Source organism: Streptomyces sp. NEAU-W12, assembly GCF_026242095.1.
Taxonomy (GTDB): domain Bacteria; phylum Actinomycetota; class Actinomycetes; order Streptomycetales; family Streptomycetaceae; genus Streptomyces.
The window spans coordinates 155,514-182,083 of the sequence record NZ_JAPJDM010000019.1 but is presented as its reverse complement, the minus strand read 5'-3'; the positions used below and the strand labels follow the sequence as shown (position 1 = coordinate 182,083).

26 protein-coding genes are annotated in these 26,570 nt (G+C 73.2%); 5 read left to right on the top strand and 21 right to left on the bottom strand.

Going from position 1 to position 26,570, the window contains the following annotated elements:
* Window positions 1-591: 591 nt before the first annotated feature.
* Window positions 592-1,236, bottom strand: coding sequence for an FG-GAP repeat protein (locus ORI94_RS23930; protein ID WP_266079109.1), 645 nt, complete (start codon window positions 1,234-1,236; stop codon window positions 592-594).
* Window positions 1,237-1,271: 35 nt separating this feature from the next.
* On the opposite strand from ORI94_RS23930, the gene ORI94_RS23925 reads away from it, so the two are divergent.
* Window positions 1,272-1,937 (top strand): maleylpyruvate isomerase family mycothiol-dependent enzyme, encoded by a 666-nt coding sequence (locus tag ORI94_RS23925; protein WP_266079139.1) that lies wholly within the window; start codon window positions 1,272-1,274, stop codon window positions 1,935-1,937.
* A 353-nt stretch (window positions 1,938-2,290) separates the two neighbouring features.
* Here ORI94_RS23925 and ORI94_RS23920 read toward each other — a convergent pair whose 3' ends face one another.
* From ORI94_RS23920 to ORI94_RS23900, 5 genes are all read right to left on the bottom strand, one after another.
* Window positions 2,291-4,087: an ankyrin repeat domain-containing protein gene (locus ORI94_RS23920; protein WP_266079107.1), complete on the bottom strand. Its 1,797-nt coding sequence runs from the start codon at window positions 4,085-4,087 to the stop codon at window positions 2,291-2,293.
* 157 nt (window positions 4,088-4,244) lie between these two features.
* Window positions 4,245-5,870 (bottom strand): chaperonin GroEL, encoded by a 1,626-nt coding sequence (gene groL, locus ORI94_RS23915; RefSeq protein ID WP_042165192.1) that lies wholly within the window; start codon window positions 5,868-5,870, stop codon window positions 4,245-4,247.
* A 117-nt stretch (window positions 5,871-5,987) separates the two neighbouring features.
* The gene (gene groES / locus ORI94_RS23910) at window positions 5,988-6,296 is read right to left on the bottom strand and encodes a co-chaperone GroES (RefSeq protein ID WP_266079104.1); all 309 of its coding nucleotides are present in this window, start codon (window positions 6,294-6,296) and stop codon (window positions 5,988-5,990) included.
* A gap of 460 nt (window positions 6,297-6,756) precedes the next feature.
* Window positions 6,757-7,584, bottom strand: coding sequence for a polysaccharide deacetylase family protein (locus ORI94_RS23905; protein WP_323056083.1), 828 nt, complete (start codon window positions 7,582-7,584; stop codon window positions 6,757-6,759).
* A 152-nt stretch (window positions 7,585-7,736) separates the two neighbouring features.
* Window positions 7,737-8,663 carry a polysaccharide deacetylase family protein gene (locus ORI94_RS23900; RefSeq protein WP_266079102.1) on the bottom strand — a complete coding sequence of 309 codons (927 nt, stop codon included), beginning with the start codon at window positions 8,661-8,663 and terminating at the stop codon, window positions 7,737-7,739.
* Window positions 8,664-8,775: 112 nt separating this feature from the next.
* Between ORI94_RS23900 and ORI94_RS23895 the strand changes: the two genes are divergently transcribed.
* On the top strand, window positions 8,776-10,029 hold the full coding sequence (locus ORI94_RS23895; protein ID WP_416237878.1) for a THUMP-like domain-containing protein: 1,254 nt from the start codon (window positions 8,776-8,778) through the stop codon (window positions 10,027-10,029).
* A gap of 37 nt (window positions 10,030-10,066) precedes the next feature.
* Here ORI94_RS23895 and ORI94_RS23890 read toward each other — a convergent pair whose 3' ends face one another.
* The 8 genes from ORI94_RS23890 to tsaB form a co-directional block, all read right to left on the bottom strand.
* Window positions 10,067-11,419, bottom strand: a complete 1,353-nt coding sequence (locus ORI94_RS23890; RefSeq protein ID WP_416237877.1) for an RNA polymerase sigma factor — start codon at window positions 11,417-11,419, stop codon at window positions 10,067-10,069.
* 153 nt (window positions 11,420-11,572) lie between these two features.
* Window positions 11,573-11,929 carry a YciI family protein gene (locus ORI94_RS23885; RefSeq protein ID WP_042165184.1) on the bottom strand — a complete coding sequence of 119 codons (357 nt, stop codon included), beginning with the start codon at window positions 11,927-11,929 and terminating at the stop codon, window positions 11,573-11,575.
* Between the two features lie 155 nt (window positions 11,930-12,084).
* Window positions 12,085-13,320: an LCP family protein gene (locus ORI94_RS23880; protein WP_416237881.1), complete on the bottom strand. Its 1,236-nt coding sequence runs from the start codon at window positions 13,318-13,320 to the stop codon at window positions 12,085-12,087.
* 173 nt (window positions 13,321-13,493) lie between these two features.
* Window positions 13,494-14,552, bottom strand: a complete 1,059-nt coding sequence (locus ORI94_RS23875; RefSeq protein WP_266079096.1) for a LacI family DNA-binding transcriptional regulator — start codon at window positions 14,550-14,552, stop codon at window positions 13,494-13,496.
* A 644-nt stretch (window positions 14,553-15,196) separates the two neighbouring features.
* Window positions 15,197-15,466: a hypothetical protein gene (locus ORI94_RS23870; RefSeq protein ID WP_266079094.1), complete on the bottom strand. Its 270-nt coding sequence runs from the start codon at window positions 15,464-15,466 to the stop codon at window positions 15,197-15,199.
* Entirely contained in the window at window positions 15,463-16,590 is a 1,128-nt protein-coding gene (gene tsaD / locus ORI94_RS23865) for a tRNA (adenosine(37)-N6)-threonylcarbamoyltransferase complex transferase subunit TsaD (protein WP_266079091.1), read from the bottom strand. The genes ORI94_RS23870 and tsaD overlap by 4 nt, the downstream gene beginning before the upstream one ends.
* Complete coding sequence (rimI, locus tag ORI94_RS23860) at window positions 16,583-17,173, bottom strand: ribosomal protein S18-alanine N-acetyltransferase (RefSeq protein ID WP_416237880.1); 591 nt, start codon at window positions 17,171-17,173, stop codon at window positions 16,583-16,585. The genes tsaD and rimI overlap by 8 nt, the downstream gene beginning before the upstream one ends.
* A gap of 5 nt (window positions 17,174-17,178) precedes the next feature.
* The gene (gene tsaB, locus ORI94_RS23855) at window positions 17,179-17,832 is read right to left on the bottom strand and encodes a tRNA (adenosine(37)-N6)-threonylcarbamoyltransferase complex dimerization subunit type 1 TsaB (protein ID WP_266079089.1); all 654 of its coding nucleotides are present in this window, start codon (window positions 17,830-17,832) and stop codon (window positions 17,179-17,181) included.
* 264 nt (window positions 17,833-18,096) lie between these two features.
* Here tsaB and ORI94_RS23850 point away from each other — a divergent pair, with 264 nt between their 5' ends.
* Window positions 18,097-18,648 carry a hypothetical protein gene (locus ORI94_RS23850; RefSeq protein ID WP_266079087.1) on the top strand — a complete coding sequence of 184 codons (552 nt, stop codon included), beginning with the start codon at window positions 18,097-18,099 and terminating at the stop codon, window positions 18,646-18,648.
* Between the two features lie 45 nt (window positions 18,649-18,693).
* On the opposite strand, the gene ORI94_RS23845 is transcribed toward ORI94_RS23850, so the two are convergent.
* The 5 genes from ORI94_RS23845 to ORI94_RS23825 all read right to left on the bottom strand — a co-directional run bounded on the left by ORI94_RS23845 (window position 18,694) and on the right by ORI94_RS23825 (window position 23,777).
* On the bottom strand, window positions 18,694-18,885 hold the full coding sequence (locus tag ORI94_RS23845) for a hypothetical protein (RefSeq protein ID WP_042165168.1): 192 nt from the start codon (window positions 18,883-18,885) through the stop codon (window positions 18,694-18,696).
* A 243-nt stretch (window positions 18,886-19,128) separates the two neighbouring features.
* Window positions 19,129-19,647, bottom strand: coding sequence for a tRNA (adenosine(37)-N6)-threonylcarbamoyltransferase complex ATPase subunit type 1 TsaE (gene tsaE, locus ORI94_RS23840; protein ID WP_266079084.1), 519 nt, complete (start codon window positions 19,645-19,647; stop codon window positions 19,129-19,131).
* Window positions 19,613-20,866: an alpha/beta fold hydrolase gene (locus tag ORI94_RS23835; RefSeq protein ID WP_266079082.1), complete on the bottom strand. Its 1,254-nt coding sequence runs from the start codon at window positions 20,864-20,866 to the stop codon at window positions 19,613-19,615. Before ORI94_RS23835 ends, tsaE begins: the two co-directional genes overlap by 35 nt.
* Before the next feature lie 75 nt (window positions 20,867-20,941).
* The gene (gene alr, locus ORI94_RS23830) at window positions 20,942-22,153 is read right to left on the bottom strand and encodes an alanine racemase (protein WP_266079080.1); all 1,212 of its coding nucleotides are present in this window, start codon (window positions 22,151-22,153) and stop codon (window positions 20,942-20,944) included.
* A 106-nt stretch (window positions 22,154-22,259) separates the two neighbouring features.
* Window positions 22,260-23,777, bottom strand: a complete 1,518-nt coding sequence (locus tag ORI94_RS23825) for an NAD(P)H-hydrate dehydratase (protein WP_266079078.1) — start codon at window positions 23,775-23,777, stop codon at window positions 22,260-22,262.
* A gap of 245 nt (window positions 23,778-24,022) precedes the next feature.
* Here ORI94_RS23825 and ORI94_RS23820 point away from each other — a divergent pair, with 245 nt between their 5' ends.
* Complete coding sequence (locus tag ORI94_RS23820; protein ID WP_266079076.1) at window positions 24,023-25,207, top strand: hypothetical protein; 1,185 nt, start codon at window positions 24,023-24,025, stop codon at window positions 25,205-25,207.
* Window positions 25,208-25,267: 60 nt separating this feature from the next.
* Here ORI94_RS23820 and ORI94_RS23815 read toward each other — a convergent pair whose 3' ends face one another.
* Window positions 25,268-25,426: a hypothetical protein gene (locus tag ORI94_RS23815; protein WP_266079074.1), complete on the bottom strand. Its 159-nt coding sequence runs from the start codon at window positions 25,424-25,426 to the stop codon at window positions 25,268-25,270.
* Between the two features lie 5 nt (window positions 25,427-25,431).
* Entirely contained in the window at window positions 25,432-25,803 is a 372-nt protein-coding gene (locus tag ORI94_RS23810; protein WP_042165154.1) for a holo-ACP synthase, read from the bottom strand.
* 127 nt (window positions 25,804-25,930) lie between these two features.
* Here ORI94_RS23810 and ORI94_RS23805 point away from each other — a divergent pair, with 127 nt between their 5' ends.
* Window positions 25,931-26,566 carry a TetR/AcrR family transcriptional regulator gene (locus tag ORI94_RS23805; RefSeq protein WP_266079071.1) on the top strand — a complete coding sequence of 212 codons (636 nt, stop codon included), beginning with the start codon at window positions 25,931-25,933 and terminating at the stop codon, window positions 26,564-26,566.
* The last annotated feature ends 4 nt before the right edge of the window (window positions 26,567-26,570 follow it).

Below are 26,570 nucleotides of genomic sequence, written 5' to 3'. Positions count from 1 at the left end.
GCGCCTCCCGCCCGCCCGGTCCGGAGCCGGAGAGCCCCGCACCCAGCCCCAGGACGGCCGCCCCGGCCGCCGCGCACGACAGCAGTGTCCGCGTAACGCGTTTCCTCATGCTCTTCCTCACATGGTTTCTGCATCCGTTCACTCCGGGCGCGCACGCCGGAACGGAGGGAGGAAGACACGGAATCCGTCGAGCCGAGGACCCATGGAGAAACCCTGGACTCGAACCCGACTCCCATGACTGGCAACGGAATTGCTCGCATCGCAGAACAGACGCACACCCCCCCGAGCGCGAATTCACCAGCCGGCCCCACAGACGGGGCGACAACAACAGGGACTCCCAAGGGATCTGCCGTCTCGTCAGATTCAAGGTGTCCCGTCGCTCTCTGTCCACCCGAATGAGTCCGACATGCACGTCAAACGCGCATTGCCCGCAGCGAGGAGCGTCACGTTTAGGCAAGGGTTGATCGAAACGCATCACGACATGGCATGCGTTGGGACTCGGCGCGGTAACGGCGACGGGTGGCGGGTCAGGTGCGCGCCGAGGTGCAGCGTGATCCAGCGGTGGCCGAGGTGCGCGGTGCCGGGGGCGGCTCACCTGTCGAAACCGCCCCCAGGCCCTGTGCCGAGGCCGAAGGCGAAGGACCCGGTGCCGGTCGCGCCGTCGACGGCACCGCGCAGGACCCACGCCCCGCCACCTCGGTCGTTCTCACCAGGCGTGCCGATCACCAGCTCCGCCCTGCCGTCGCGGGTGGCGTCCACGAGCTGGACGGCCTTGCCGAACCGGTCGCCGCGTGCGGTGGTGCCGTTCTCGACCGTGCCGGGTGTGCCCGGGGCGTCCTGGATGTCCTGGGCGTCCTGGGTGAAGGGTATGGAGCCCGCCGCCAGCAGGCCCTTCCCTCTCCCCTCGAGGAGAAGGACGCTGCCCGCGTTCCGTTGGGCGCCCACGTCCTCTCCGGGAGCCCCCACCGCGAGATCGGCACAGCCGTCGCCGTCGGCGTCCCCCACCGCGATGGAGCTGCCGAACTCGTCAGCGTCTTCCGCGCTGCCCGAGCTGCAACTGCTCTTGAACCGGCTCAGCTCACCAACGGCAGGCTCGCCGCGGTAGCTGCCGGTGCGCGTGCGGTCCGGGGTCAGGCGCCGGAGAAAAGATCGCTCACCGGCGATGACTTCGCCCCGGAGCAGGAGTCCCCTTCGGGAACGCCCCTGCCGGACGTCCACTGTGCGGGCCGGGGGCAACGCGGATGACGATCCTTGACGGGAGTCCAACCCACATGACTGATCCTGCACCGACAGCAGACCCCGATCGCGAGACCGGGATCTGGCCCCTGATCCGCACCGAGCGAGCGGCGCTGGCGGCCGATCTCGCAGATCTGACGGACGAGCAGTGGACAACGCCCTCGCTCTGCGCCGGTCTGACGGTGCGTGAGGTGCTGGCGCACCTGACCGCGGGTGCGAGCCTCAACGCCGTGAGCTGGCTGGCGGGTGTGATCCGCTGCCGGTTCGACTTCGACAAGCAGGTGGCCATGCGGCTGGCCGAGCAGCTCGGAGCGACCCCGGGCGAGACCCTTGAACGTTTCCGGCGCGTCGTCCCGAGCACGACCAAGCCTCCCCTGCCTGCCATCGCCATGCTGGGCGAGACGATCGTGCACGGAGAAGACATCCGGCGCCCACTGGGAATCCGCCGCGACTATCCGATCGGGGTCGTCACGGAAACGGCCGAGTACTACCAGGGCTCGGACCTCGTGGTCGTTGCCAGGGGGCGCATCGGCGGCCTGAGGCTTGTGGCGGACGACGGCCCGTTCACGACCGGTTCCGGGCCTCTCGTGTCCGGCCGCACCTCAACCCTGGTGATGGCCATGACCGGGCGCGCGACGTACTGCGACGACCTCGAAGGCGACGGGGTGGAACTCCTCCGCAGTCGCTGCGGGACAGCGTGACACGGCCTCGTGGCATCCAGACGGGTCCCACGAGGCCGTGCCTCCTTCCGGGGCTCCGGCCAGATCGGCGCCAACGCGGCCCTGACCGTGCGGAACCCCACTCCGTACCCACGCGTCAGGGCCCGCCCCGGTCCGCTTCGGGCCGGCACCCCGGCGACGGGGCACATCAAGGCGCTGCCGCCCGGGGGCCCGGACCGGGGAGGCCGCGGGGGCGGGGGCGGGAGCGGCAGGGCTGAGGAGACGGTGCGCGGCGCGGCGGCGGACTGGGCGAGATCCCGGGTGCCGCCGCGCCTGACCGAGCGACGGCGTTCCACGGCGGCTTCGTCCCCACGCGGTGCCGCACGTCCTCACCGTCAGCGCCGGAGCCGCGCAGGCAGCTCGACCCAGCGGCGTGGGGCCTGGAGTCCGGCCGCGTCCCGGCCGTCGTCGATGCTCAGGCCGGCCGCGGCGCACGCGTAGGCCATGATGTCGGCGCCGTGGGGGAACGCGTGCCCCCGCTGCCAGAAGCGGAAGGTCCAGAAGGCGGCCGGGTCCGAAGCGTGCGGCGACAGGCCGATCTCCTCGGACTCGACGACTTCGCCGTCCCGGGCCAGGGTGCCGAAGGTGCCGCCCTTCGGGTTGAAGTACACCCCGTAGGCGGCGGTGCCCGCCGATATCGCCTTCAGCACGGCGTCGTCCCTCGGCATGTACCCGTCCTGCGTGATCACGCAGCCGCCCGGAGCGCCGTCCACGCCCAGGACACCCACGTAACGCAGGGACTCGTCGTAGTCCGCCGGGTCGAAGGGCGCGTCGTCGGGTGCCTCCCTCGGGCACCGCGCGGGGTCGGCACCGAGCCGCCGGACCACCTGGTCCTCGCCCAGGCCCCGTACGAAGCAGATGCCGAGCCCTTCCGTCCACAACCGCTCCTCGCCGAAGGCCGCGATGAGCGCGTCCGCCCTCTGCTGGGCGGCGGCCTCCTCGGCGGACGGCTCCACCGCCCCCGGCAGATCACGCACCAGGGGTGCGAGCGGCGTGGTCGACAACAGGCGGCCGGGCGACCAGGGCCCCGACTGCGGTGTCCACACATCCGCTCCGGCGTCGATCAGGGCGCGGACGGTGCCCTCGTCCACGTTCCGGGCGGCGTACCACAGGGGGGTGTGCTCATCGTGGTCGCGTGCGTCGACGACGCCGTACGCGTCCTTGCCGATGTCCTCGCTCCCGTTCTCGGCCGCCCCGTGCGTCAGGAGCGCCGTCACCGCTTCCGCCGTGCCCCACTCCGCCGCCAGGTGCAGCGGGGTGGTGCCGGGCCGTCCGACGGTGGTGGCCACAGGTGCGCCTCCGGCGAGCCGGGCCCGGACCAGGTCCGCGTCCCCCCAGTCCCGGTAGCTCATCTGCTGCCAGTCGGCCCGCGGCACACAGCGCTGCCGGGCCTCCTCCTCGCGGCGCAGCGCTTCCAGCTGGTGCCCGGTCAGGGGCGGTGCCAGGAACGTCGGCGGACCGCTCGTCTCCATCGTCGCGAAGGAGCCCGACTGCCGGGCCGGCTCCGGCGGCTCGGGGTCCGGCCACACCTCGAGCGCCCGGCTCGACGCGGCACGCAGCGTCGCCGCGTCGACGGCGGTACGGGTCTCGGCCATCGACTCGTCCGGCCACTCGACCACCAGTTCCGCTTCCCCGGGGGGCGGAAGTTCCGCCAGATACAGGTCGACGTCGGTCTTGAAGAGGGACCTGTGGAAAGGGTGCAGGCCCGGGTCGAGCGGAATGAGCCCGACCGCCTGGTCCGTCCGTGCCACGCGCGCCTGTCCCTGCGGCCCGGTGAACGGGATCCCCCGCGACACCTTGCCGTCCAGCGAGGTCACGCGACGGCCGTCGGAGAACAGCAGACCCACCCGGAGCCCGGACTGCCGCGGCGCGTCCGCGCCCTGGCGGCGGACGCTGCGGAAGACCGCCAGGTGCAGGGTGACCGACCGCGGCCATACGGACCATCCCGTCAGCAGCACCCTGGTCTCCGGACCGGCACCGACGACTTCCAGCTGCGGCACCCGCGCGGGTGCGAACCGGTCGACGGGCGGCGCGTACCGTCCCTCGTCCTCTCCGGGCGGTCGTAAGCTCGCCAACACGGCCCGCTCACCGGCCGGTTCCTCCGGCAGCACAAGATCATCGAAGAATCCCATGCGCCGAGCGTGGCACAGGGCACTGACATCGGTACCGGCGTCGGCACCGACTGCGAGCACGGGCACAGCACGGAGGCCCGGCGCCGCTGGGCAGCGGTGCCGGGCCTTCGTGTCTGCTCCGGGCGTCGGTCACCGACGTCCGTGACGAGCGATTCGCTCAGTGGGAGTGGCCGTGGCTGTGACCACCGGCGGCCGGCTCCTCCTCTTCCTTCTTCTCGACGACCAGGGTCTCGGTCGTCAGGAGGAGGGAGGCGATGGAGGCGGCGTTCTCCAGGGCGGAGCGGGTGACCTTGACCGGGTCGATGACGCCGGCCTTGACCAGGTCGCCGTACTCGCCGGTGGCGGCGTTGAAGCCGTTGCCCTTCTCGAGCTCGGCGACCTTGGAGGTGATGACGTAGCCCTCGAGGCCGGCGTTCTCGGCGATCCAGCGCAGGGGCTCGACGGCGGCGCGGCGGACGACCGCGACACCGGTGGCCTCGTCGCCGGTCTTGCCGAGGTTGCCCTCGAGGACCTTGACGGCGTGGACGAGCGCGGAGCCACCACCGGAGACGATGCCCTCCTCGACCGCGGCGCGGGTCGCGGAGATGGCGTCCTCCAGACGGTGCTTCTTCTCCTTCAGCTCCACCTCGGTGGCGGCGCCGACCTTGATGACGCACACGCCGCCGGCCAGCTTCGCGAGGCGCTCCTGGAGCTTCTCGCGGTCCCAGTCGGAGTCCGTGGACTCGATCTCGGCCTTGATCTGGCCGACGCGACCGGTCACGTCCTCCTTCTTGCCGCCGCCGTCGACGATCGTGGTGTCGTCCTTGGTGACGGTGACGCGGCGGGCGGAGCCCAGCACGTCCAGGCCGACCTGGTCGAGCTTGAGGCCGACCTCCTCGGAGACGACCGTGGCGCCGGTGAGGACGGCCATGTCCTGCAGCATCGCCTTGCGGCGGTCACCGAAGCCGGGGGCCTTGACCGCGACGGCGTTGAACGTGCCGCGGATCTTGTTGACGACCAGGGTCGACAGGGCCTCGCCCTCGACGTCCTCGGCGATGATCAGCAGCGGCTTGGAGGAGTTGGCCTGGATGACCTTCTCCAGCAGCGGCAGCAGCTCGGCGATGGAGCCGATCTTGCCCTGCGTGATGAGGATGTACGGGTCGTCCAGGACGGCTTCCATGCGCTCCTGGTCCGTCACGAAGTACGGCGACAGGTAGCCCTTGTCGAAGGCCATGCCCTCGGTGAAGTCCAGCTCCAGACCGAAGGTGTTGGACTCCTCGACGGTGATGACACCGTCCTTGCCGACCTTGTCCATCGCCTCGGCGATGAGCTCGCCGACCTGCTGGTCCTGGGCGGACAGCCCGGCGACGGCGGCGATGTCGGACTTCTCGTCGATCGGGCGGGCCGAGGCGAGCAGGTCCTCGGAGACCGCGGCGACGGCGGCGTCGATGCCCTTCTTCAGGGCGGCCGGGGAGGCGCCGGCGGCGACGTTGCGCAGGCCCTCGCGGACCAGGGCCTGGGCCAGCACGGTGGCGGTGGTCGTACCGTCACCCGCGATGTCGTTGGTCTTGGTCGCCACCTCCTTGACCAGCTGGGCACCGAGGTTCTCGTACGGGTCCTCGACCTCGACCTCGCGGGCGATCGTGACACCGTCGTTGGTGATGGTGGGGGCGCCGAACTTCTTGTCGATGACGACGTTGCGGCCCTTGGGGCCGATCGTCACCTTCACCGTGTCGGCAAGCTTGTTGACGCCGCGCTCAAGGGCGCGACGGGCGTCCTCGTCGAACTTCAGGATCTTCGCCATGGCAGCGGGAGCCCTCTCGGAAATCTGGGGTGAGAAAACACTGCGCCCCGGGCGCCCGGCTCAGTAAGCGTGTCGGGACCAGGGGCGCAGTTCGGAGCAAATCTGCTACGAGGTGACTTACTTCTCGATGATCGCGAGAACGTCGCGGGCCGAGAGGACGAGGTACTCCTCGCCGTTGTACTTCACCTCGGTGCCGCCGTACTTGCTGTAGAGCACGACGTCGCCGACGTTCACGTCGAGTTCGACGCGCTTGCCGTCCTCGATGCGGCCGGGACCGGTGGCCAGGACAACGCCCTCCTGGGGCTTCTCCTTGGCCGTGTCCGGAATGACCAGGCCCGAAGCCGTGGTCTGCTCGGCGTCGAGCGGCTGGACCACAATGCGGTCCTCGAGCGGCTTGATGGCAACCTTGGAGCTGGCGGTCGTCACGATCCGACCTCCCCCTTCGGAGATCTCACGGGGTTAACTGTCTGAGGTGGCGACCAGGTCGATCCGTCGTCGCGGGTGCCGGACCTGCCCGTCGCTGTGTTGGCACTCTCCAGTGGGGAGTGCCAGACCCGAGACTATGGCCGTGATTAGCACTCGGTCAAGCGGAGTGCCAATTCACTGCGTGGCGTCGCCGGATTTCCCGTGGACGTCGACCCGAAAAGCGAACGCGCGTTCGAGTAGCTGCGCCGGGTGCCGCCGCCCCCGGGACCCGCGCTTCGGCCCGAAGAACGGCCCCGTCGCCGGTCCCGAGCTCCACGAGCTCCACGAGCTCCACGAGCTCCACGAGCTCCACGAGCTCCACGAGCTCCACGAGCTCCACGAGCTCCACGAGCTCCACGAGCAGGGGTACCCCCGGACGGGCCGGATCGTGAGCGGGGCCCGTCAGTGACCGCCCGAGGACTCAAGGGCGCCGGACGTAGTCCTCCAACCTCCCGACCTCCAGCCCCCGCTCCTCCAGTTCGCGCAGCAGACGCGTCGTCCGTTCCGCCAGGGTCAGGGCCGGGGTCTCGCCCGCGGGGACGGAGATGATGTCGCCGGGCGTCAGACGGTGCGCGCCACGGGTGTACGTGAGGGTGCCGTCACCCTCCAGGGTGACCCGCCAGAGCACGACCGCCGCGATGCCGCAGTCGCCTGCGGCCCGGAGGGTCGTGGTGTCGTACGTGCCGTAGGGCGGGCGGAACAGGTGGGGGCGGATGCCGAAGCGGGACCCGAGCTTGCGCTGCTGGCCGCAGATCTCGGCGCGCTGACCGGCGTAGGGCAGGCCGCGCAGGGCGGGGTGGTCGAGGGTGTGGTTCTGCAGGCTCGCGCCGACCGAGCGCAGCCGGGCGAAGTGGCCGTAGCCGGGCCCCACCACGCTGTCCGTGAGGAACATGCTGACGGGGAGGCGGCGGCCGCGTACGAGGTCGATGAAGCGGGGGTCGCGCTCGGCGCCGTCGTCGTAGGTCAGGAAGACGACCTTGTCCCGGGTCGGGACGTGGTCGACGACGGGCGGGAGGCGGTCCGCCCCGCCACGGCCGGGCGAGGGGCCCGCACCGTCGCCCGCCCCCGCCTCGGCCTCCCCGGGCCCGGCGCCTTTCCCCGCCCCCGCCCCGGCGCCTTTCCCCGCCCCGGCCCCCGCGACCGCGTCCGCCCCCTGAACGGCCGGACCCGCACCCGCCCGGCCTCCGGAAGTGCCCCACCCTGCCAGCACCACCGGGAGGGCGAGACCCGCCACCAGGAGAACCGCCACGGCCGCCCTCTGCCGGATCGGACGGGCCGGCCCGGCAGAACGGGTCGGCCGGATCGAACACACGGGCCGGATCCGCCGGATCCGCCGAACGAGGCCGGCCGCCCGCATGCGGCCGGTCGTCCGCGCCGGGCCGGCCGTCCGCGCCGGGCCGGTCACAGGTAGTCCTCCAGGCGCCCCACCGCGTACCCCTCGGCCGTGACCTTGTCCAGGAAGCGGCGGATCATGTCGGGCATGGTGCCCTTCCAGTCGCCGCGGCCCCGGAAGTGGGAGAGGACGATGTCGCCGGGGTGCAGCTCCCTGTCCCACTCGCGGTACTCCCAGCGGTCGACGAAGACCTCCTCGTTCCACAGCGGGGCGTACTCGATGCCGCAGGACTTCGCCGCGCGCAGGGTGTCCTTGTTGTAGTTGCCGAACGGCGGGCGGAAGAGGACGGGGCGTTCGCCGTACCGCTTCTCGATGACGTCCTGCATGCCGCAGATCTCGCGCTTCTGGCGGGTGTAGGACAGGCCGGGCAGGTACGGGTGGTTCAGGGTGTGGTTGTGCAGGCCGACGCCCCTGTCCCGCATCTTCTCGAAGTAGCCGTAGTCCTCCTTGATCACGTAGTCGCTGAGGAACGCGGTGTACGGGATCTTCAGTTCGCTCATCATGCGCAGGAACGCGGGGTCCTTCTCGGCACCGTCGTCGATGGTGAGGAAGACGACCTTCTCCTCGGTGGGGACGGTGGTGAAGACCGGGGGGAGGTCCAGTTCCCGGTGACCGTCGACCTCGAAGCCCTTGCGGGTGGAGATCCGGGGTTTCTCCCGGGGCGCGGGCGGGGCGGTCAGGGGCACCCGCTCGAGCCCCCAGCTCTTCGCGGCGGCCGCGCGCGCGGCGTGCGCGGCGCGCAGTGTGGTGGCGTAGGAGTCGAGCGCACGGGCCGGGGGCGCGTGGAGGGGCTGCCGGCCGGCCGGGTCCGGGGCGGTGGGGTCCTGTCCGCAGCCCGCGGCGAGGGGGGAGAGGGCCGCGAGGGTGAGTACGGCGGCACCGGCCCGTACGCCGCCCCGTGACCACCTTTTATCGTTTTGTCCTACTACTCGCATGGTGCCGGATCCTCGCAGTCCCCCGCACCGTCCCCGGCCCGACACCGCGGCCGGCGGCACACCGTCCACCGACTGGCCGACACCGGACCCGCGCCTGGCCCACAATGAGCCGGTGAACGACCGCACCGCGCCCCACGCCCAGCCCTCCTCGCAGTCCCCCGACGCCTCACCCCTCGCCCTGCTCCTCACCCCCGAGGGCCGCGCCCTCCTCGACGAGGTGCGCGACACCGACCCGGCCCGGGAACTCGCCGTCGCGACCCGGCTGCGCCGTGAGCATCCGGCGGAGCTGGTGTCGGCGGCGCTCGGCCAGGCCCGGCTGCGGCAGCGGGCGGTGGCGAAGTTCGGGCCGCAGGACGCCGGGCGGATGTTCTTCACGCCGAACGGGGTCGAGCAGTCGACCCGGGCGAGCGTGGCGGTGTACCGGGCGCGGCGGCTGAAGGAGCTGGGCGTGACGTCGGTGGCCGACCTGTGCTGCGGGATCGGCGGGGACGCGATCGCGCTGGCCCGCGCCGGGATCCGGGTGCTCGCGGTGGACCGGGACCCGCTCACCGCGGCGGCGGCCCGCGCGAACGCGGACGCGCTGGGCCTGGCCGCGCTGATCGAGGTACGGGAGGCCGATGTCACGGAGGTGGACACGGCCGGGTACGACGCCGTCTTCGTCGACCCGGCCCGGCGCGGCGGCCGGGGCCGCGTCTTCGACCCCGAGGCCTACTCGCCCCCGCTGTCCTGGGCGGTCGGGGCGGCCCGCGGGGCCCCCCGCGCCGCCGCCCTGAAGGTCGCTCCGGGCATCCCGCACGAGGCCGTCCCCGGCGACGCCGAGGCCGAGTGGGTCTCGGACGGCGGGGACGTGAAGGAGGCGGTGCTGTGGTTCGGCATCGGACGGGCGGCCGCCGGGTCAGGGGGTGCGGTGGCCCCGGCGATCCGCGCGACCCTGCTGCCCGGCCCCCGCACGCTGCTCTCCCGCGGCCTGCCCGACCCCGCGGTGCGTCCGCCCGGCCGGTACCTGTACGAGCCCGACGGCGCCGTCATCCGCGCGCATCTCGTCGCCGAGGTCGCACAGGACCTCGACGGAGGGCTGATCGACGCGACCATCGCGTACATCACCGCCGACGCCCACCGCCCGACGCCGTACGCCACCGCCTACGAGATCACCGACCGGCTCCCCTTCAGCGTCAAGAAGCTGAAGGCACTGCTGCGGGAGCGACGGGTCGGCACCCTGACCGTCAAGAAGCGCGGCTCGGCGGTGGAACCGGAGGAACTCCGCCGCAAGGTTCTCCCCAAACCGAACGGCACCGCGTCCGTCACCGTCTTCCTCACCCGCGTCGCCGGCGCCCCGACGATGCTGCTCGGGCACCCGGTGCGCTGACCTGTGCACGCGGGACGGCACCCCTGCCCCGGCCCCCTCAGCCCCCCGCCCGTCTCCCCGCCCGCCGCAGCAGCATGTCCCGTTCCCGTTCGTTCCTGGTCAGCGAGGCCGCCCGTGCGAATTCCGCGCGGGCCTCCTCGCCGCGTCCGAGGCGGTCCAGCAGGTCGCCCCGGACGCTCGGCAGGAGGTGGTAGTCCCGGAGTGCCGGTACGTCGGTCAGGGCGTCGACGAGGGGAAGGGCCGCCGCGGGGCCTTCGGCCATGGAGACGGCGACCGCGCGGTTGAGTTCGACGACCGGGGACGGGGCCCGGGCCGCGAGGAGGCCGTAGAGGGCGGCGATGCGGCGCCAGTCGGTGTCCTCGTAGCGGTACGCGTGCGCGTGGCAGGCGGCGATGGCGGCCTGGAGGGCGTACGGGCCCGGGGCGCCGGCGGCGGTGGCGTCGGCGCGGGTGAGGGCGGTGATGCCGCGGGTGATGAGCATGCGGTTCCAGCGGGCCCGGTTCTGGTCCTTGAGCAGCACCGGTTCGCCGTCCGGGCCGGTGCGGGCGGCGGTCCGGGACGTCTGGAACTCCAGCAGCGCGGTGAGGCCGTGGACCTCGGGCTCCTTGGGCATCAGCCCGGACAGCACCCGGGCGAGCCGCAGCGCGTCCTCGCACAGCCCGGGGCGCAGCCAGTCGTCGCCGGCCGTGGCCGCGTACCCCTCGTTGAAGATCAGGTAGATGACGTCCAGGACCGAGCCGAGGCGGGCCTCGCGGTCGGGGCCGTAGGGCACCTCGAAGGCGACGTTCTTCTTCGCGAGGGTCCGCTTCGCGCGCACGATGCGCTGGGCCACCGTCGGCTCCGGGACCAGGAACGCGCGGGCGATCTCGGCCGTGGTCAGACCGCCGAGCAGGCGCAGGGTGAGGGCGATGCGGGCCTCGGCCGGCAGGGCCGGGTGGCACGCGGTGAAGACGAGCCGGAGCAGGTCGTCGTCGATGCCGTCGGGGTCGGCGAGGTCCGCGGGATCCCCGGGCGGGGCGGCGGCCGAGGGGTCCCGGCCGATCTCGGCGAGCTTGCGGGCGTAGTTCTCGCGGCGCCGGACCAGGTCGACGGCACGGTTCCTGGCGGCCCTCATGAGCCAGGCGCCCGGGTTGTCGGGCACGCCGTCCCTCGGCCACTGCTCCAGCGCGGCGACCAGGGCGTCCTGCGCCAGCTCCTCCGCGATACCGACGTCCCGGACGACGCGGGCCACGCCGGCGATCACCCGCGGGGACTCCAGGCGGAAGACGGTCTCGACGGTCCGGCGCGCCCGGGCGGAGCCGGGAGTTTCGGAAGTCTCGTCGGACCCGGGAGTCCCGGTGGTCGAGGGCGCCGGGCGGGGAGCGGGGCTGGAGGTGGGCTGCTCTGTCACAGCCCACCATCAGACACCCCTGCGGCGCCGGAGCCAAAGAGTCCCCCGCGGGGCCGCTTCCCCCGCCGAGCTGCTCCCTCCGCCGGGCTACTCCCCCCGCCCGACCTCTCCCCCGCCGGGCTACTTCCCCCGCCCGGCCGCTCCCCCGTCGGGTCAGCCCTCCACGACCTCGCGCACCTCGCAGGTCACCGTCCAGTGCTCCTCGTGCACCTTCAGGAACCGCTTGGTCCACTCGACCGCCTCGGCCATGTCCTTGGCCTGCATCATCGCGTAGCCCCCGATGACCTCCTTGGCCTCGGTGAAGGGCCCGTCGGTCGTCGACAGCTGCCCGCCCTCGTAGTGCACGCGGGTGCCCTGGGCCGTCGGGGTCAGCCCCGCCGTGTCCAGCAGGACCCCGGCCTTCGTCATCTCCTCGAGCAGTTCGCCCATCCGCTGCATCAGTTCGGGGCTGGGGCCCTCCTGGGGGGCGTTGGCCTCGTCGATCCGGACCAGGGAGAGAAAGCGCGGCATGGTGACTCCTCGTGTCGTGGTGCCGTTGCGGCGTTCGCCGTACGGGCCGGGTGTGGCCGGGTGTGTCCCGGCCTCTCACCCCTGCGTCGAACGGGCGACGGCCGAATCGACACGCTCCCCGGATTTCCCGGGACTTTCTTCCGGCGCGCCGCACCTCACCGCAGCGACGCCCACAGCTCCTCCGCCTCCGGCTGCTGTGCCACCACCCGGTTGGAGTCCCAGGGCGCCGGGAGCACCGGCATCGTCACGGTGGTGACGGCGGGCGACGACAGACCCTGCAGGCTCTGGGCGAAGCGGGTCAGCTCGGCCAGCGAGTCCAGGCCGGTGTCGGTCGTGAGACCGCTGGTGACCGCGTCGGCGATCCCGTACAGCCCGGTGGGGTCGGTCAGCAGGCTCTGCTTCCCGATCTGGTCCAGCAGCGCCTTCACCAGCGTGTGCTGGAGACCTATGCGGCCGAGGTCGCTGCCGTCCGCTATGCCGTAGCGGGTGCGGGCCATGGCCAGGGCCTCGGTGCCGTCCAGGTGGTGGGTGCCCGCTTCGAGGTGCAGCCGGCTCAGGTCGTCGTCGATGTCCTCGTCCGTGGTGACGGTGACGCCGCCGAGTGCGTCGACCAGGCGGGCGAAGCCGGTGAAGTCGATCTCGACGTAGTGGTCCATGCGGACGTCCGTGAGCAGCTCGGCCGTCTTCACCGCACACACCGGCCCGCCCACCTCGTAGGCGCTGTTGAACATCGCGTGGGACGCCGGCCGCGTCGACCCGCCGTCCGGCAGCGGGCAGGCCGGGCGGTCGACCAGGGTGTCGCGCGGGATGCTGACCACGGTCGCGGCGGTCCGGCCGGCGTCGAGGTGGACGACCATGGCCGTGTCGGAACGGGCCCCGGCGCTGTCACCGCCGCCGAGCGCCTGGTTCTCCCCGACGCTGCGCGAGTCCGAGCCCAGCACCAGGATGTTGAGGGAGCCCGTCGGCAGGGGTGAGGCGGACGCCGAAGCGCCCTGGTCCGAGGCCGTCGTCCCTCTGGGTGGGCGGTCGTCGCCCAGGGCGCTGTTGATGTCGACGCTCCTGATGTTGTCGCCCAGCTGCCAGTACGACCAGCCGACCGCCCCTGCGCCCGGCACCAGCACGCCCGCCAGCGCGAGGCCGGCGAACCGCAGGGCCCGCGCCCGGCGACGGGCCGGCTGCCGATCCGCCGGCGGGTCCGCCGCCCGGGCTGCCGCCGGGCCTGTCACCGGGTCCGCGGGCGGGTCCGCCACCGGTCCCGTGGGCGGCTCCGTGGGCGGGTCCGCCCGTATGTCCGCGTCTTCGGAGGGGGCCGAGGGCGTGTCCGAAGAGGCCTCGCCCCCGCCTTCGTCGCGCCCGTCACCGCGGCCCCCGTCGTGGCCCTCATGTCCCATCACAGACAGGAACGTAGGTCCGAATTATGACAACGAGCGCCCCCGGACCGTTTTCTTGTGAAGTTCTCAGACTTCACAGTCCGCACTCACCCGGGACACACGGCGAAACTTTCGGAACCGTCGACGACAGCCTTCGGACAGTGTCCGGCCGGCGCCCTCGAGCCCGGCAACCGTCACCCCCCGGCCGGCGGCGCCCCCGTGCTGCTGCGCACCACCAGGCTCGTCGCCAGTTCCACCCGGGTCGCGGCGGCCGCGGGGTCCTCGCCCTTGCCGAGGTCGAGGACCAGCCGGGCCGCCGTCTCCGCCATCTCCGTCAGCGGCTGCCGCACGGTCGTCAGCGGCGGCCCCACCCAGCGGGCCACCGGCAGGTCGTCGAATCCCACCACGCTCAGGTCCTCGGGAATCCGCAGGCCCAGCTCACGCGCGGCCTCGTAGAGGCCGAGCGCCTGGAGGTCGTTGCCGGCGAAGACCGCGGTGGGGCGGTCGGGCCGGCGCAGCAGGGCGAGGCCCTGGCGGTACCCGGTCTCGTGGTGGAAGTCGCCCGCCATGACCAGCCCGGGGTCCACCGGAAGTCCGCCGGTCTCCAGCGCGGCCCGGTAGCCGTCGATGCGGGCGCGGCTGCACATCATCCGCGAGGGTCCGCTGATCGCCCCGATCCTGGTGTGCCCGAGCTCGACCAGGTGCCGGGTGGCGGCGAGCCCGCCCTGCCAGTTGGTCGCGCCGACGGAGGGCACGTCGGTGCCGGGGTCGCCGGCCGGGTCCATCACCACGAACGGGATGGACCGGCTGGTCAGCAGCGCCCGCCCGGACTCGTCGAGGCCGGACAGGACGAGGACCACCCCGTGCGGGCGGCGCGCGGCGACCTGGTCGGCCCAGGTCCGCCCCGGGGTGAGCCGCCCCGCACTCTCGGAGAGGACGACACTCAGCCCCGCGTCCCTCGCCACGTTCTCCACGCCCCGGATGACCTCCATCGCCCAGGCGCTCTCGAGTTCGTGGAAGACCAGGTCGATCAGGGGCGAGCGGGCGGCCTCGGCGCGCCGTCGCCGGTAGCCGTGGGCACGCAGCAGTTCCTCGACCCGGCTGCGGGTGGCGGGGGCGACATCGGCGCGGCCGTTGAGGACCTTCGAAACAGTCGGTGCCGAGACACCGGCCTCGCGGGCAATCTCGGCGAGGGTCGCAGTCTGCGCACTGCGCCCTCGCGTCCGGGTTTCGGCGGGCTGCGAGGAAGTCATGGCCGCGATCGTATCCCTACGGGCTCCTTGACGAAGTGTTCCCGGAGCCACAGGCTTCCGAAATGTTCGATACACTTTACGAAACTTTTGTAGGCCGTGGCGGACCCGGCGGCCGCCCCGGCGTCAACCCGGCGGCCACAGAGACCCTTTCCACCTTCGCACCTCTGCGAGAGGGGCCTCCGCCCCCCGACAGGAGTTTCATGACCACCGTGCCCTGGCGTGACCCCGCCCTGCCCGCCGTCGCCCGTGCAGACGGCCTGCTCGCCCGGATGTCCCTGGAGGAGAGGACCGCCCGGCTGTACGGGGTCCGGGTGGGCGCGGACACGGACGGCGAGGGAGTCGCCCCGCACCAGCACGACACGACCTCCGACTACGACCGGGACGAGCCGACCACCCTCGGCCGGCTCGTCCGCCCCTTCGGCACGGCCCCGGTCGACCCGGACCTCGGCACGCGGGCGCCGCCCCGCGCCAGCGCCGGACCGCGGCGGCGGGGCCCGCCTCACCCTCACCGGCCCGCTCCACGAAACCCGCCCGGACCGAAGGCCGTGGTGCGGGACGGGGGCCACGGACACGGCACGAGGGGGCGGGTGGACCGGGTTGTCAGTCCCGGTCGGCAGCCGCCCGTCGGCCGGTGGCCGCACCGGTCACCTCGCCCCCACCGACTCGAAGCGCCACCGGTGCACCGCGCGGGTGACCAGGTCCCCGGTCGGTTCGGGGAGTTCGGGGAGGTCGGCCTCGTACGGGGCGTTCCACCAGGTGATGACAAGGACCCGGTCCTGCGGGGCGCGGAAGGTCTCCCGGCGCAAGGGGGCCGGGTCGGCGGGCAGTTCGCGCAGCTGCTCCTCGGTCCAGGCCAGCAGTTCCTCACCCCGGCCGGGCACGGCCCGTGCCTCCCACATCAGCGCGACGGTCACGAGTACAGGTTCTCCCCGCCGACCTCGTGCACGTGATCGTGCCCGAGGTCGTGCGTGTGCGTGTGGGGGTGGGTGTGGGTCTCGCCCGGCACGTGGGGTTCCGTCACGGGGAGGGAGGAGTCCGCGGACAGGTCCCAGTCGGACGCCGCCCGGCCCCGGGCGACCATCTCGGCGCCCAGGGCGGCCACCATCGCACCGTTGTCCGTGCACAGCCCCGGGCGCGGTACGCGCAGCCGGATGCCGGCCGCCTCGCAGCGTTCCTGGGCCAGCGCCCGCAGCCGGGTGTTGGCGGCCACTCCGCCGCCGATCATCAGATGGTCGACACCCTCGTCCTTGCAGGCGCGTACCGCCTTGCGGGTGAGCACGTCCACGACCGCCTCCTGGAAGGAGGCCGCCACGTCACGCACCGGGACCTCCTCCCCCGCCGCCCGCCTGGCCTCGATCCAGCGGGCCACGGCCGTCTTCAGACCGGAGAAGGAGAAGTCGTACGCGGGGTCGCGCGGCCCGGTCAGCCCGCGCGGGAACGCGATCGCGGACGGGTCGCCCTCGCGCGCGTACCGGTCGATGACCGGGCCGCCGGGGAAGCCGAGGTCGAGCACGCGCGCGATCTTGTCGAAGGCCTCGCCGGCCGCGTCGTCGATGGTGGCGCCCATCGGGCGGACGTCGGAGGTGATGTCCGAGGAGAGCAGCAGCGAGGAGTGGCCGCCGGAGACCAGCAGCGCCATCGTCGGCTCGGGGAGCGGCCCGTGCTCCAGCTGGTCGACGCAGATGTGCGAGGCGAGGTGGTTGACGCCGTAGAGGGGCTTGCCGAGGGCGTAGGCGTACGCCTTGGCCGCCGAGACGCCGACCAGCAGCGCGCCGGCGAGCCCCGGGCCGGCGGTGACGGCGATGCCGTCCAGGTCCCGGGCGCTCACCCCGGCCTCCTTCAGGGCGCGCCCGATCGTCGGCACCATCGCCTCCAGGTGGGCGCGGGAGGCGACCTCCGGGACGACACCGCCGAAGCGGGCGTGCTCGTCGACGCTGGAGGCGACGGCGTCCGCCAGCAGGGTGGTACCCCGGACGACGCCGACACCGGTCTCGTCGCAGGAGGTCTCGATCCCCAGCACCAGGGGTTCGTCAGCCATGGGTCTCGGTTCCTTCTACGCCGTTCACGGGGTTCACGGGGTTCACGAGGTCCGCGGGGTTCACGGAGACGGACGGGTCGGTCAGCCGCATCACCAGGGCGTCCACGTTTCCCGGCTGGTAGTAGCCCTTCCTGACCCCGATGGTCTCGAAGCCGAAGCGCTCGTACAGCTTCTGGGCCCGGACGTTGTCGATCCGGCACTCCAGCAGCACCTCGGCGCACTCGAACGCGGTCGCCGCCCGCAGCAGTTCCGTCAGCAGCCGCGAGCCGAGGCCGGTGCCCCAGTGGTCCCGGCGCACGGCGATGGTCTGGACGTCGGCCACCCCGGTCGCCTCGCCCGTGTCCTCGCCGCCGTCGGCCGCCGCGCCGGCGGAGGTGAGACCGGCGTATCCGACGAGCCGGCCGTCCTCCTCGGCGACCACGTAACGGCGGGTCGCGGCGGGGCCGCGCGCATGGGCCAGCTCGGACCAGAACATCCCCCGTGACCAGGCGTCCTCGGGGAACAGCTCGCGCTCCAGCTGGAACACCCGCTCGATGTCCCACCAGCGCATCTCGCGCAGCGCGACCTTCTCGGGCCCTGTCACTCGTGTCACTTGGGGGTGACCACCTTGTAGTTCTTGGGGACCTGGGCATCGGGGCGGCGCAGGTACAGCGGCCGCGGCGCGGGCAGCTGCGCACCGGCCGCCAGCCGCTCGGCGGCCAGCCGGGCGAGGGCGGCGGCACTCACGTGCTCGGGCTCGTGCGCCTTGGGGAAGGTTCCGGGGTACAGCAGCGCGCCGGCGCCGACCGCGGGCAGCCCCGCGACCCGACCGGCGATGTCGGCGGGCCGGTCGACGGCGGGGTCGGTGAGGCGGGTGCGGGAGTCGGCGTACCGCGCCCAGTAGACCTCCTTGCGGCGGGCGTCGGTCGCCACGACGAAGGGGCCCTCCAGGTCCGCGGCGTACGCGAGGCCGTCCAGCGTGCACACACCGTGCACGGGGACACCGAGCGCGAGCCCGAAGGTGTCCGCGGTCATCAGGCCGACCCGCAGCCCGGTGTACGGACCGGGGCCGATGCCGACGACGATCCCGGTGAGGGCGTCCGCCTTCACACCGGCCGCGGCGAGTACCCGGTCGACCGCCGGGAGCAGCAGTTCGCCGTGGCGGCGGGCATCCACCTGACTCGACGAGGCGATGACGTCGTCGCCGTCGTGCAGCGCGACGGTGACGGCAGGGGTGGCGGTATCCAGAGCGAGCAGGAGCACACAAACAGCCTACGGCTCCCGGCGCCCCGTGTCGGACGGCCCGGTCGGACGGTCACGTACTGCTACCGTCACATCGACGTACGCACACTCCGGGACGATCCTGGACGATCCGTGACTTTCCCGCAGGGCCCGCGGTCGTCCCGAAAGGTCACCACCGGGTGGCACGGAACGGCCGGGGCGACCGCGAGGCGGTACGGGGGTGACGTCGAGCGGCGCAGAAACGCAGAGGTACAGCGGCACAGCGGCACAGAGGTGGTGACGGCGGTGGCGGGCAACAGCTCGGCGATCGTGGCGGGGCTGACCGCGGCGGCCCTCCTGACGGTGGGCGTCCTCGGCTACCAGGCATCCGCGAACGCACCGGCCACCCGTCCCGCCGCCCGCGCGGGCACCGTACCGGCGGCCCTGCAGGCCGACCGGGGCGAGGACTCCTCCCCCACCAGCCCGCCCCGGGGGTCCGGCCGGGGCATCCGGGTCGTGTACGCGCTGGACGACGACCGGGTGTGGCTGGTCGAGAGGGACGGCACGGTCCGGCGCACCTTCACGGTCAGCCCCAGCACGGTGGACCCGGAACCGGGCACCTACCACGTCACCTCCCGCTCGGGGGCCGTCACCGGATCGGACGGCATCCCGGTCGAACACGTCGTCCGCTTCGCCACCCGCAACGGCACCGGGATCGGTTTCAGCGCGGCGCTCGACGGCTCGGCCCCGCACCTGGACCCGGAAGTCCCCACCGGCGGTATCCGCGAAACCCGCGCGGACGGCGAGGCGATGTGGAAGTTCGCCACCATCGGCCGCAAGATCGTCGTCGTGCGGTAGGCACGACACCGACCGCGCCCCGCGGGCCTGCGGCCCACGCCGCGGTCAGGCGGCCTCGCGGTGGCCGTTCACCGGCCCGGCGAGCCGGGGCTGCGGGCGGGGGTGCGGCTCGGGAGCGCGGGGCGGGGTGGAGATCGCGGCGGCGGCCTCGCCGGCCGCCAGCAGGTCGCGCATCGACACCCCGGTGAACGACTGCGGCCGTGCCTCGGTCCGGCGAGAGCTCTCGGTGGCCGGCATGGACGCCTCCTGGGGCCGGGGGCGGAAGTAGTTAGGTAGACCTAACTACGAGCTGGATACCATGTGACCACGCCGGGGGCACCGAATGCAACATCTTGCCGACACCTTGTCGGAACGAGCGGCGAACAGACACCGCGGCCACAGGAAACCGGGCACCACGGGCACCACGGGCAGCAGGGCACTTGCCGCCCGCCCAGGCCGGCAGGCCATCCGGGCCGACAGCCGTCCGGGCCGGCAGTGCGCTCAGGCCGACAGTGCGCTCAGGTCCGTGCCCGCCCAGCGGTCGCCCAGACCGGTCAGCGTCACGTGCCGTACCTCGTCCGTGGTGTCGCCGACCGCGCGGTGGATGACGATCTGGAGCCGGTCGTCGGTCAGCTCCTCGATCCTGCCCTCGCCCCACTCCACGACGATCACCGACTCGGGCAGCGAGACGTCGAGATCGAGGTCCTCCATCTCGTCCAGCCCGCCCGACAGCCGGTACGCGTCGACGTGGACCAGCGGCGGGCCGTCCCCCAGGGACGGGTGCACGCGGGCGATCACGAACGTCGGGGAGGTGACGGCACCCCGCACCCCGAGCCCTTCACCGAGCCCGCGGGTCAGCGTGGTCTTGCCCGCGCCCAGCTCGCCGGTGAGCATCACGAGGTCGCCGGCGCGCAGCAGCTTGGCGAGGGCGCGGCCGAGGTCCCGCATCCGGTCGGCCGAGGTGACGGTGAGCTCGACGGACGGCTCAGCCCGGTTGTGCGCTGCCGCTGGTGTTTCCATAGCCACCCACGGTAGCTCCTGCGGGCACCGCGCCCACGCGGACCAGCAGGTCCGCGAGACGGTCGGTGACCACTTCCGGGTGCTCCAAAATAACCAGGTGCCCGGCGTCCGGTACCAGCACCAGCTCGGCGTCCGGCAGCAGACCGGCGATGGCCTCGCTGTGCTCACTGGGCGTGATCAGGTCGTGCACCCCCGCCAGCACCAGCACCGGGAGACCGGTGAAGTGGGCGAGGGCCCCGGTCTTGTCGTGCTCGTGGAACGCCGGGTAGTACTCGGCGACGACGTCGATCGGGGTGGACTCGATCATCCGCTCGGCGAACCGGGCGACGGCCGGGTCGACGTCCCGGGCCGCGAACGAGTACCGCTTGATGATCCCGGCGAACAGGTCCACGGTGGCCCGGCGCCCCTTCTCCACCAGCTCGGCCCGCTGCCCCAGCGCCTTCAGTATCCCCGGCAGCACCCGCCGCACCGCGTTGACCCCGGCCACGGGCAGCCCGAAATTGACCTCGCCCAGCCTCCCCGGCGACGTGCCGACGAGGGCGACGCCGACGACCCGCTCGCGTATCAGCTCGGGATACCGGTCGGCGAGGGCCATCACCGTCATCCCCCCCATGGAGTGCCCGACCAGCACGACCGGGCCCTCGGGGGCGGCGGCCTCGATGACGGCCTTGAGGTCCTGCCCCAGCTGGTCGATGGTGACCGGCTCGCCCCGCTCGACCTGGGCCGCGCCCCGCCCGGAACGGCCGTGGCTGCGCTGGTCCCAGTAGACGGTCCGTACGACGCCCCTGAGCGCGGCCCGCTGGAAGTGCCAGGAGTCCTGGCTGAGGCAGTAACCGTGGCTGAAGACGACGGTGACGGGGGCCGGCGACTTGCGGCCGAACAGCCGGCGGCGGCGCGCGGGGGTGGCGTCCGGGTCGGGATCGAGGTCGTCGACCTCGTAGTACAGCTCGGTACCGTCCTCGGCGTACGCCGTGCCGGGGGTGCCGCGCAGCGAACCGTACGGTCCCGTGGAGTCCAGGGCGAGCCGTGCCTTCCTGCGCATGCCCCGGCCGACGGTCATCCGCTCTATGGCGACCCCGGCGGCGGCACCCGTGGCGAGCACGCCTATCGCCATGCCGGCGACCCCGGTCGCCCGGCGCCAGCCACCGGGCACTTCGGCGACGGAGGCGGCAGCCGTCATGGCGGCGTCCCGGGCAGCCTCCGCACTGCTCTCGCTCACGTACTGGCTCCTCTGTCGTTCCGGTGGTTCCGGTCGTTCCTCATGCGCGTGCGGTCGGACGGGCGTACGGGCGTACTACTTCGTCACGTCGCTCACGTCGCTCACGTCGTCCGTGCCGTTTGCGGCGTTCACGTGGACGCGCGGGACGCGGGTTCCGATCCGGGTGACGATCTCGTACCCGATGGTGCCCGCGGCCTGCGCCCAGTCCTCGACGGTGGGCTCGCCGCGGTCCCCGGGGCCGAAGAGCACCGCCTCGGTGCCCGGCGGGGGCTCCTCCCCGCCGAGGTCGACGACGAACTGGTCCATCGCGATCCGTCCCGCGGCCGTACGCCACTTGCCTTCGACCAGCACCGGACCGGTGGAGGAGGCGTGCCGGGGAATGCCGTCCGCGTAGCCGAGCGGGACCAGACCGAGGGTGGTGGCGCCCGGGGTGACGTAGTGGTGACCGTACGAGACACCGTGTCCGCCCGGGACGTGCTTCACCAGCGCGAGGGAGGCGGTCAGGGTCATCACCTGGCGCAGCCCGAAGTCGGCCGGGGTCCCGATCTCGGGGCTGGGTGAGACGCCGTACAGGGCGATGCCGGCCCGGACGAGGTCGAAGTGGCTGTCGGGGAGGGTGAGAAGGGCGGGCGAGTTGGCGATGTGCCGGACCTCGGGGGTGACGCCCTGCTGCTCGGCGTGCGCCACCATCTCCCGGAAGCGGGTGAGCTGGGCGTCGATGGAGGGGTGGCCCGGCTCGTCGGCGCAGGCGAAGTGCGACCACAGGCCGGTGACGCGCAGCAGGCCGTCGGCCTCGGCGGCGAGCGCCGCGGCGACCAGCCCGGCCCAGTCCCCGGGCGCGCAGCCGCCCCGCCCGAGACCGGTGTCGGCCTTGAGGTGCACGCGCGCGGGCCGCCCGGCGAGGCGCGCGGCCGCGGTGACCTCCTCCAGCGCCCACATGCCGCCGACGGAGACGTCGAGGTCGGCCTCGATCGCCTCCCGCCAGGGCCCGCCGGGTGTCCACAGCCAGCACAGGACGCGTACGCCGGCGGGGACACCGGCGCCGGGCGCGCGCAGCGCCAGCGCCTCCTGCGGGGTGGCCGTGCCGAGCCAGGACGCCCCGGCCTCGACGGCCGCCCGCGCGCAGGCGAGGGCGCCGTGCCCGTACGCGTCCGCCTTGACCACGGCCATGAGGGCGGCACCGGGCGCGTGGGCACGCAGGCTCCGCACGTTGGCGCGCAGCGCGGCCAGATCGATCTCGGCACGGGCCCGCAGGGTCGCGCTCCGCACAGCATCTGTCTCGTTCATCGCGCCCCAGTGTCTCAGAGCGGTAAGGGCTCTCACCGGGAGTGGTACGGCCAGGGCGGGCAGCGGTACGCCGCCACCGGCGGCCGTGGGCGGGGCGGAGGCGGGGTCATCCGCGGGTGACGTCCCGCCATGCCGCCGGGATCGCCGCCGCCACGTCGTGCGCCCCCACCGGTGCGCCGTCCGCCGCGTAGCGTCCGGCGAGTCCGTGCAGGTAGGCCGCCACGCTGCCGGCGTCCCTGGCCGGCAGACCCGCCGCCAGCAGTGAGCCCGCGAGGCCGGACAGGACGTCCCCGCTGCCGGCCGTGGCCAGCCAGGACGTACCGGTCGGGTTCACCCGTACGGCGGTGCCCTCCCCCTTCCCGCCCTTGCCCCCGTCTCCCGGGTCGGCGACCAGGGTCGTGGAGCCCTTGAGCAGCACGGTCGCTCCGTACCGTCCGGCCAGTTCACGCGCCGCGGCCAGCCGGCCGTCCTCGACCGCCTCGCGCTCGACGCCGAGCAGCGCGGCGGCCTCCCCGGCGTGCGGGGTCAGCAGGGTCGGCGCACTGCGGGCCCGTACGGCCGAGGCGTCGACGAGCCGCAGGCCGTCCGCGTCGATCAGCACCGGGACGTCGGCCGCCAGCACCTCCGCCACCGGCCCGGCGTCGTCGCCGGCGCCCGGCCCGGCCACCCACGCCTGCACCCGTCCGGCGTGCTTCGGTCCCCGGTCGGACACCAGCGTCTCGGGGAAGCGGGCGATCACGTCCTGTGCGGCGGGACCGACGTACCGTACGGCCCCGGCGCCGCCCCGCAGCGCGCCGGCCACCGCGAGTACGGCGGCGCCGGGGTAGCGGGCGGATCCGGCGGCGACGCCGACGACACCGCGCCGGTACTTGTCGCTCTCCGCACCGGGCACCGGCAGCAGGCGGGCCACGTCGGCGTGCTGGAGCGCCTCGAGCACCGGGCCGGCGGGCCCTGCGGGCAGGTCGAGGCCGATGTCGACGAGCCGTACGGACCCCGCGTACGCGCGCGCCGGGTCGACGAGCAGGCCCGGCTTGTGCGTCCCGAAGGTCACCGTGAGGTCGGCCCGGACCGCGGTGCCGCGCACCTCGCCGGTGTCCGCGTCGACGCCGCTCGGCAGGTCGACGGCGACGACCGCGGCCCCCGACCGTTCGGCGGCCTCGGCGAGCGGCACCGCCGCCGGGCGCAGCCCGCCCCTGCCGCCGATCCCGACGATGCCGTCCACGACGAGATCGGCCCGCCGGACGGCGGCGACGGCATCGGTGCCCGCCCGGGTTCCGCTTCCGGCGCCGGCGTCGGTGGTCCCCACGGTCCGGCCGCCCGCCCGGCGCAGTGCCGCGAGCCCGGCGGCATGGGTGTGCTCCGGCGCGAGCAGCACCGCCGTGACGCCTGCGCCGCGCCGGGCCAGCCGGGCACCGGCGTAGAGGGCGTCGCCGCCGTTGTCCCCGCTGCCGACCAGCAGGACGACCCTGCTGCCGTAGACCCGGCCGCGGCCCCGCCCCAGCAGGTCCGCGCAGGCCGCGGCGAGCCCGGCGGCGGCGCGCTGCATCAGCGCGCCCTCCGGCAGCCGCGCCATCAGGTCCCGCTCCGCCGCCCTGACGGTCTCCACGCTGTACGCAGTACGCATACGTCCGAGTGTCCCCCACGCCCCGTCCCGCACACCCCGCTCCGATGCCGCTCGCGGGAAGCCCTCCCCGCCCCCCTCCCGCACCCCGGAAACCGGTCGAAAGTTGTCGGAGCCCGTCCCCCGGTCGCATCCATTGACGACGTGCCGCCCCCTCGCCACACTCACCACCCCCCACCGCGTGAATCGATTCAGTCGAATCGGTTCGACGCGACGAGAAGACCAGAGGAAGAGGAAGCAGGGACCCCATGGGACGCAGAGCCGCACTCCTCGCCGCAGCCGGCGCCACCGCACTCCTCACCGCCGCGGGCGCGCTGACGGCCCCCGCCACCGCCGCACCCGCACCCGCTCCCGTCGCCCGGGAGGCCCCCGTCCAGGCCGCGGCCTGCGGTGACGGCTCCTACCAGGCCGAGGCCGTGCAGAGCGGCAGCACCTGGACCTCCCGGCGCGGCAGCAGCGTCGTCTACACCGGTACCGACATGCGCGCGGCCGTCCAGGCGGCGGTCAGCAGCCTGTCCTCGGGCCGCACCTCCAAGGAACGGGTGGTGGTGCGCGGCTCGGGCTCGATCTCCGCCGGTTCGCGCATCTCGCTGCCGAGCTACACGGTTCTGGACGTGTGCGGCACGATCAACGTCACGGGTAGCGGCTCCGGCGACCAGGCCCCGGTCTACTCCCGCGGCACGCGGGACGTCGAGGTCCAGAACCTCAGCGTCACCGGGACCCCGCTGTACGGCATCTTCCTGCGCAACGTGCAGAACGTGGTCCTGGGCCAGATCGACATGCGCCTCTCGCGCGGCCTCGGCGTCCGCATCGACAACCGCGGCGACACCAGCCAGTGGACGAGGAACGTCCGCATCGACAACGTCTACGTGTCCGGCGCCTCCAGTCACGCCGTCGAGACGTACGGGGTCGACGGCCTGACCGTCGGCACGGTGACGGCCCGCAACGTCGGCGAGTCCGGTCTCCTCCTCAACCAGACCGTCAACGCCACGGTCGGCAAGGTGGACGCGGAGAACGCGGGCACCGGCACCGGTTACGCCGCGTTCCGCATGGCCAACCGCAACGGGCGGGTCGGCAGTTCGTACCCGACCAACATCCGCGTCGGCGAGGTCGTCGCGCGGGGCGGCGGACGCGGCGTGTTCTGCGTCTCGGAGAGCGGCGGCGCGACGATCGACCGGATCAGCCTGTCCCACACGGGCAACAACGCCATCCTGATCGAGAACTGCTACAACGTCAGCCTCGCCGCGCAGAGCGGCACGGTCACGGGCGGCGGCGAGATCAGGCTGGCGGCGCGCACGGAGTTCGCGAACAACCGGGACATCACCGTGCAGAACCTGACGGTGACCAACTCCTCGATCCGCGAGAGCCCCTGCGGCGAGAACACCACGTTCCGCAACAACAGGCTGGTCAACAGCAGCCAGTCCATCTGCTGACGGAACCGGCGGCGACAAGGTGACCGGCCGACGAAGGCGAAGCCCCGCACGCCCGGCCGGTCACCGGCGCCACCGCCCGCGCCCCGCCCGCACCATCCTCACGACCGTGAACACCACGACGAGCAGGGCGGCGGCGGCGAGAAGCGCCTCTGCCCACACCGGCAGCCGTCCCCCGACCTCCCCGACCCCGGGAAACCCCAGCAGACCCGGCCGGCCCATGTCCGTCACCCTTCGGCGACGACGACCGCCGAGGCCACCCCGGCGTCATGGCTGAGCGAGACGTGCCACGACCGCACCCCCAGTTCCTCGGCCCGCGCCGCCACGGTCCCCTTCACCCGCAGCCGCGGCTGCCCGCTGTCCTCGCAGTACACCTCGGCATCGGTCCAGTACAGCCCCCCGGGCGCACCGAGCGCCTTGGCCAGCGCCTCCTTGGCGGCGAACCGCGCGGCCAGCGAGGCGACCCCCCGCCGCTCGCCGCCGGCCAGCAGCAGCTCGCTCTCCACGAACAGCCGCCGCGCGAGACCCGGCGTCCGCTCCAGCGACGCCGCGAACCGCTCGATCTCGGCCACGTCGATCCCGACCCCGATGATGCTCATGCCGAGCACTTTACGGCGACGCCGGGGCCCCGGCCCGCAGGCGGCGGGAACAAGAGCCCGGGTCTCACACCGCCGCCGTCCTCACTCACCGCGACGCGTACGGGAGCTACTGCGTAGGCTCCTCGGCATGACCGAGATGGGCGGGCTGCGTGAACGCAAGAAGCGGCAGATGTACCTACGGTTGTCGGACACGGCCATTGAACTCTTCCTGGAGAAGGGCTATGAGCAGGTGACCGTCGCCGATGTCGCTGCCGCCGTCGACATCTCCAAGCCGACGCTCTTCCGGTACTTCCCGACCAAGGAGGACTTGGTGCTGCACCGGTTGGCCGACCATGAGGGGGAGGCCGGCGAGGTGGTCGCACAGCGGTCCGCTGGATGCTCTCCGCTTGAGGCGCTGCGCCGTCACTTCCTGGACGGGCTGGCCCGGCGTGATCCGGTGACAGGCCTGAGCGATGACGCCGAGGTGCTCGCCTTCCACCGGTTGCTGTACGCGACGCCGCCCTTGGTGGCACGCCTGCATGCTCATGTGGAACGGAACGAGGACTCTCTGGCCGACGCACTCGGCAGGGAAGCCGTCAGCGGCGTCCGTGCACGTCTGGCGGCTGGGCAGATCGTTGCCGTCCAGCGCATCCTCGCGCAGGAGAACTGGCTGCAGATCACCGCCGGTCGCGGCGCGGACGAGCTCTACCCCGAGGCGGTCGAAGTGGCCCGGTCGGCGTTTGCGCAGCTTGAGGCCGGACTGCCCTGCCTTGCCCGGCCCTGAAGCG

What these genes read in the sequence shown, in the direction of transcription:
- ORI94_RS23825 (WP_266079078.1), bottom strand. Translation starts at nt 23,777, where the DNA reads ATGCGTACTGCGTACAGCGTGGAGACCGTCAGGGCGGCGGAGCGGGAC.
- tsaE (WP_266079084.1), bottom strand. Translation starts at nt 19,647, where the DNA reads ATGGAAACACCAGCGGCAGCGCACAACCGGGCTGAGCCGTCCGTCGAG.
- ORI94_RS23875 (WP_266079096.1), bottom strand. Translation starts at nt 14,552, where the DNA reads ATGACTTCCTCGCAGCCCGCCGAAACCCGGACGCGAGGGCGCAGTGCG.
- ORI94_RS23810 (WP_042165154.1), bottom strand. Translation starts at nt 25,803, where the DNA reads ATGAGCATCATCGGGGTCGGGATCGACGTGGCCGAGATCGAGCGGTTC.
- ORI94_RS23885 (WP_042165184.1), bottom strand. Translation starts at nt 11,929, where the DNA reads ATGCCGCGCTTTCTCTCCCTGGTCCGGATCGACGAGGCCAACGCCCCC.
- ORI94_RS23880 (WP_416237881.1), bottom strand. Translation starts at nt 13,320, where the DNA reads ATGGGACATGAGGGCCACGACGGGGGCCGCGGTGACGGGCGCGACGAA.
- alr (WP_266079080.1), bottom strand. Translation starts at nt 22,153, where the DNA reads ATGAACGAGACAGATGCTGTGCGGAGCGCGACCCTGCGGGCCCGTGCC.
- tsaD (WP_266079091.1), bottom strand. Translation starts at nt 16,590, where the DNA reads ATGGCTGACGAACCCCTGGTGCTGGGGATCGAGACCTCCTGCGACGAG.
- ORI94_RS23845 (WP_042165168.1), bottom strand. Translation starts at nt 18,885, where the DNA reads ATGCCGGCCACCGAGAGCTCTCGCCGGACCGAGGCACGGCCGCAGTCG.
- groL (WP_042165192.1), bottom strand. Translation starts at nt 5,870, where the DNA reads ATGGCGAAGATCCTGAAGTTCGACGAGGACGCCCGTCGCGCCCTTGAG.
- ORI94_RS23805 (WP_266079071.1), top strand. Translation starts at nt 25,931, where the DNA reads ATGACCGAGATGGGCGGGCTGCGTGAACGCAAGAAGCGGCAGATGTAC.
- ORI94_RS23920 (WP_266079107.1), bottom strand. Translation starts at nt 4,087, where the DNA reads ATGGGATTCTTCGATGATCTTGTGCTGCCGGAGGAACCGGCCGGTGAG.
- ORI94_RS23900 (WP_266079102.1), bottom strand. Translation starts at nt 8,663, where the DNA reads ATGCGAGTAGTAGGACAAAACGATAAAAGGTGGTCACGGGGCGGCGTA.
- ORI94_RS23925 (WP_266079139.1), top strand. Translation starts at nt 1,272, where the DNA reads ATGACTGATCCTGCACCGACAGCAGACCCCGATCGCGAGACCGGGATC.
- ORI94_RS23815 (WP_266079074.1), bottom strand. Translation starts at nt 25,426, where the DNA reads ATGGGCCGGCCGGGTCTGCTGGGGTTTCCCGGGGTCGGGGAGGTCGGG.
- ORI94_RS23820 (WP_266079076.1), top strand. Translation starts at nt 24,023, where the DNA reads ATGGGACGCAGAGCCGCACTCCTCGCCGCAGCCGGCGCCACCGCACTC.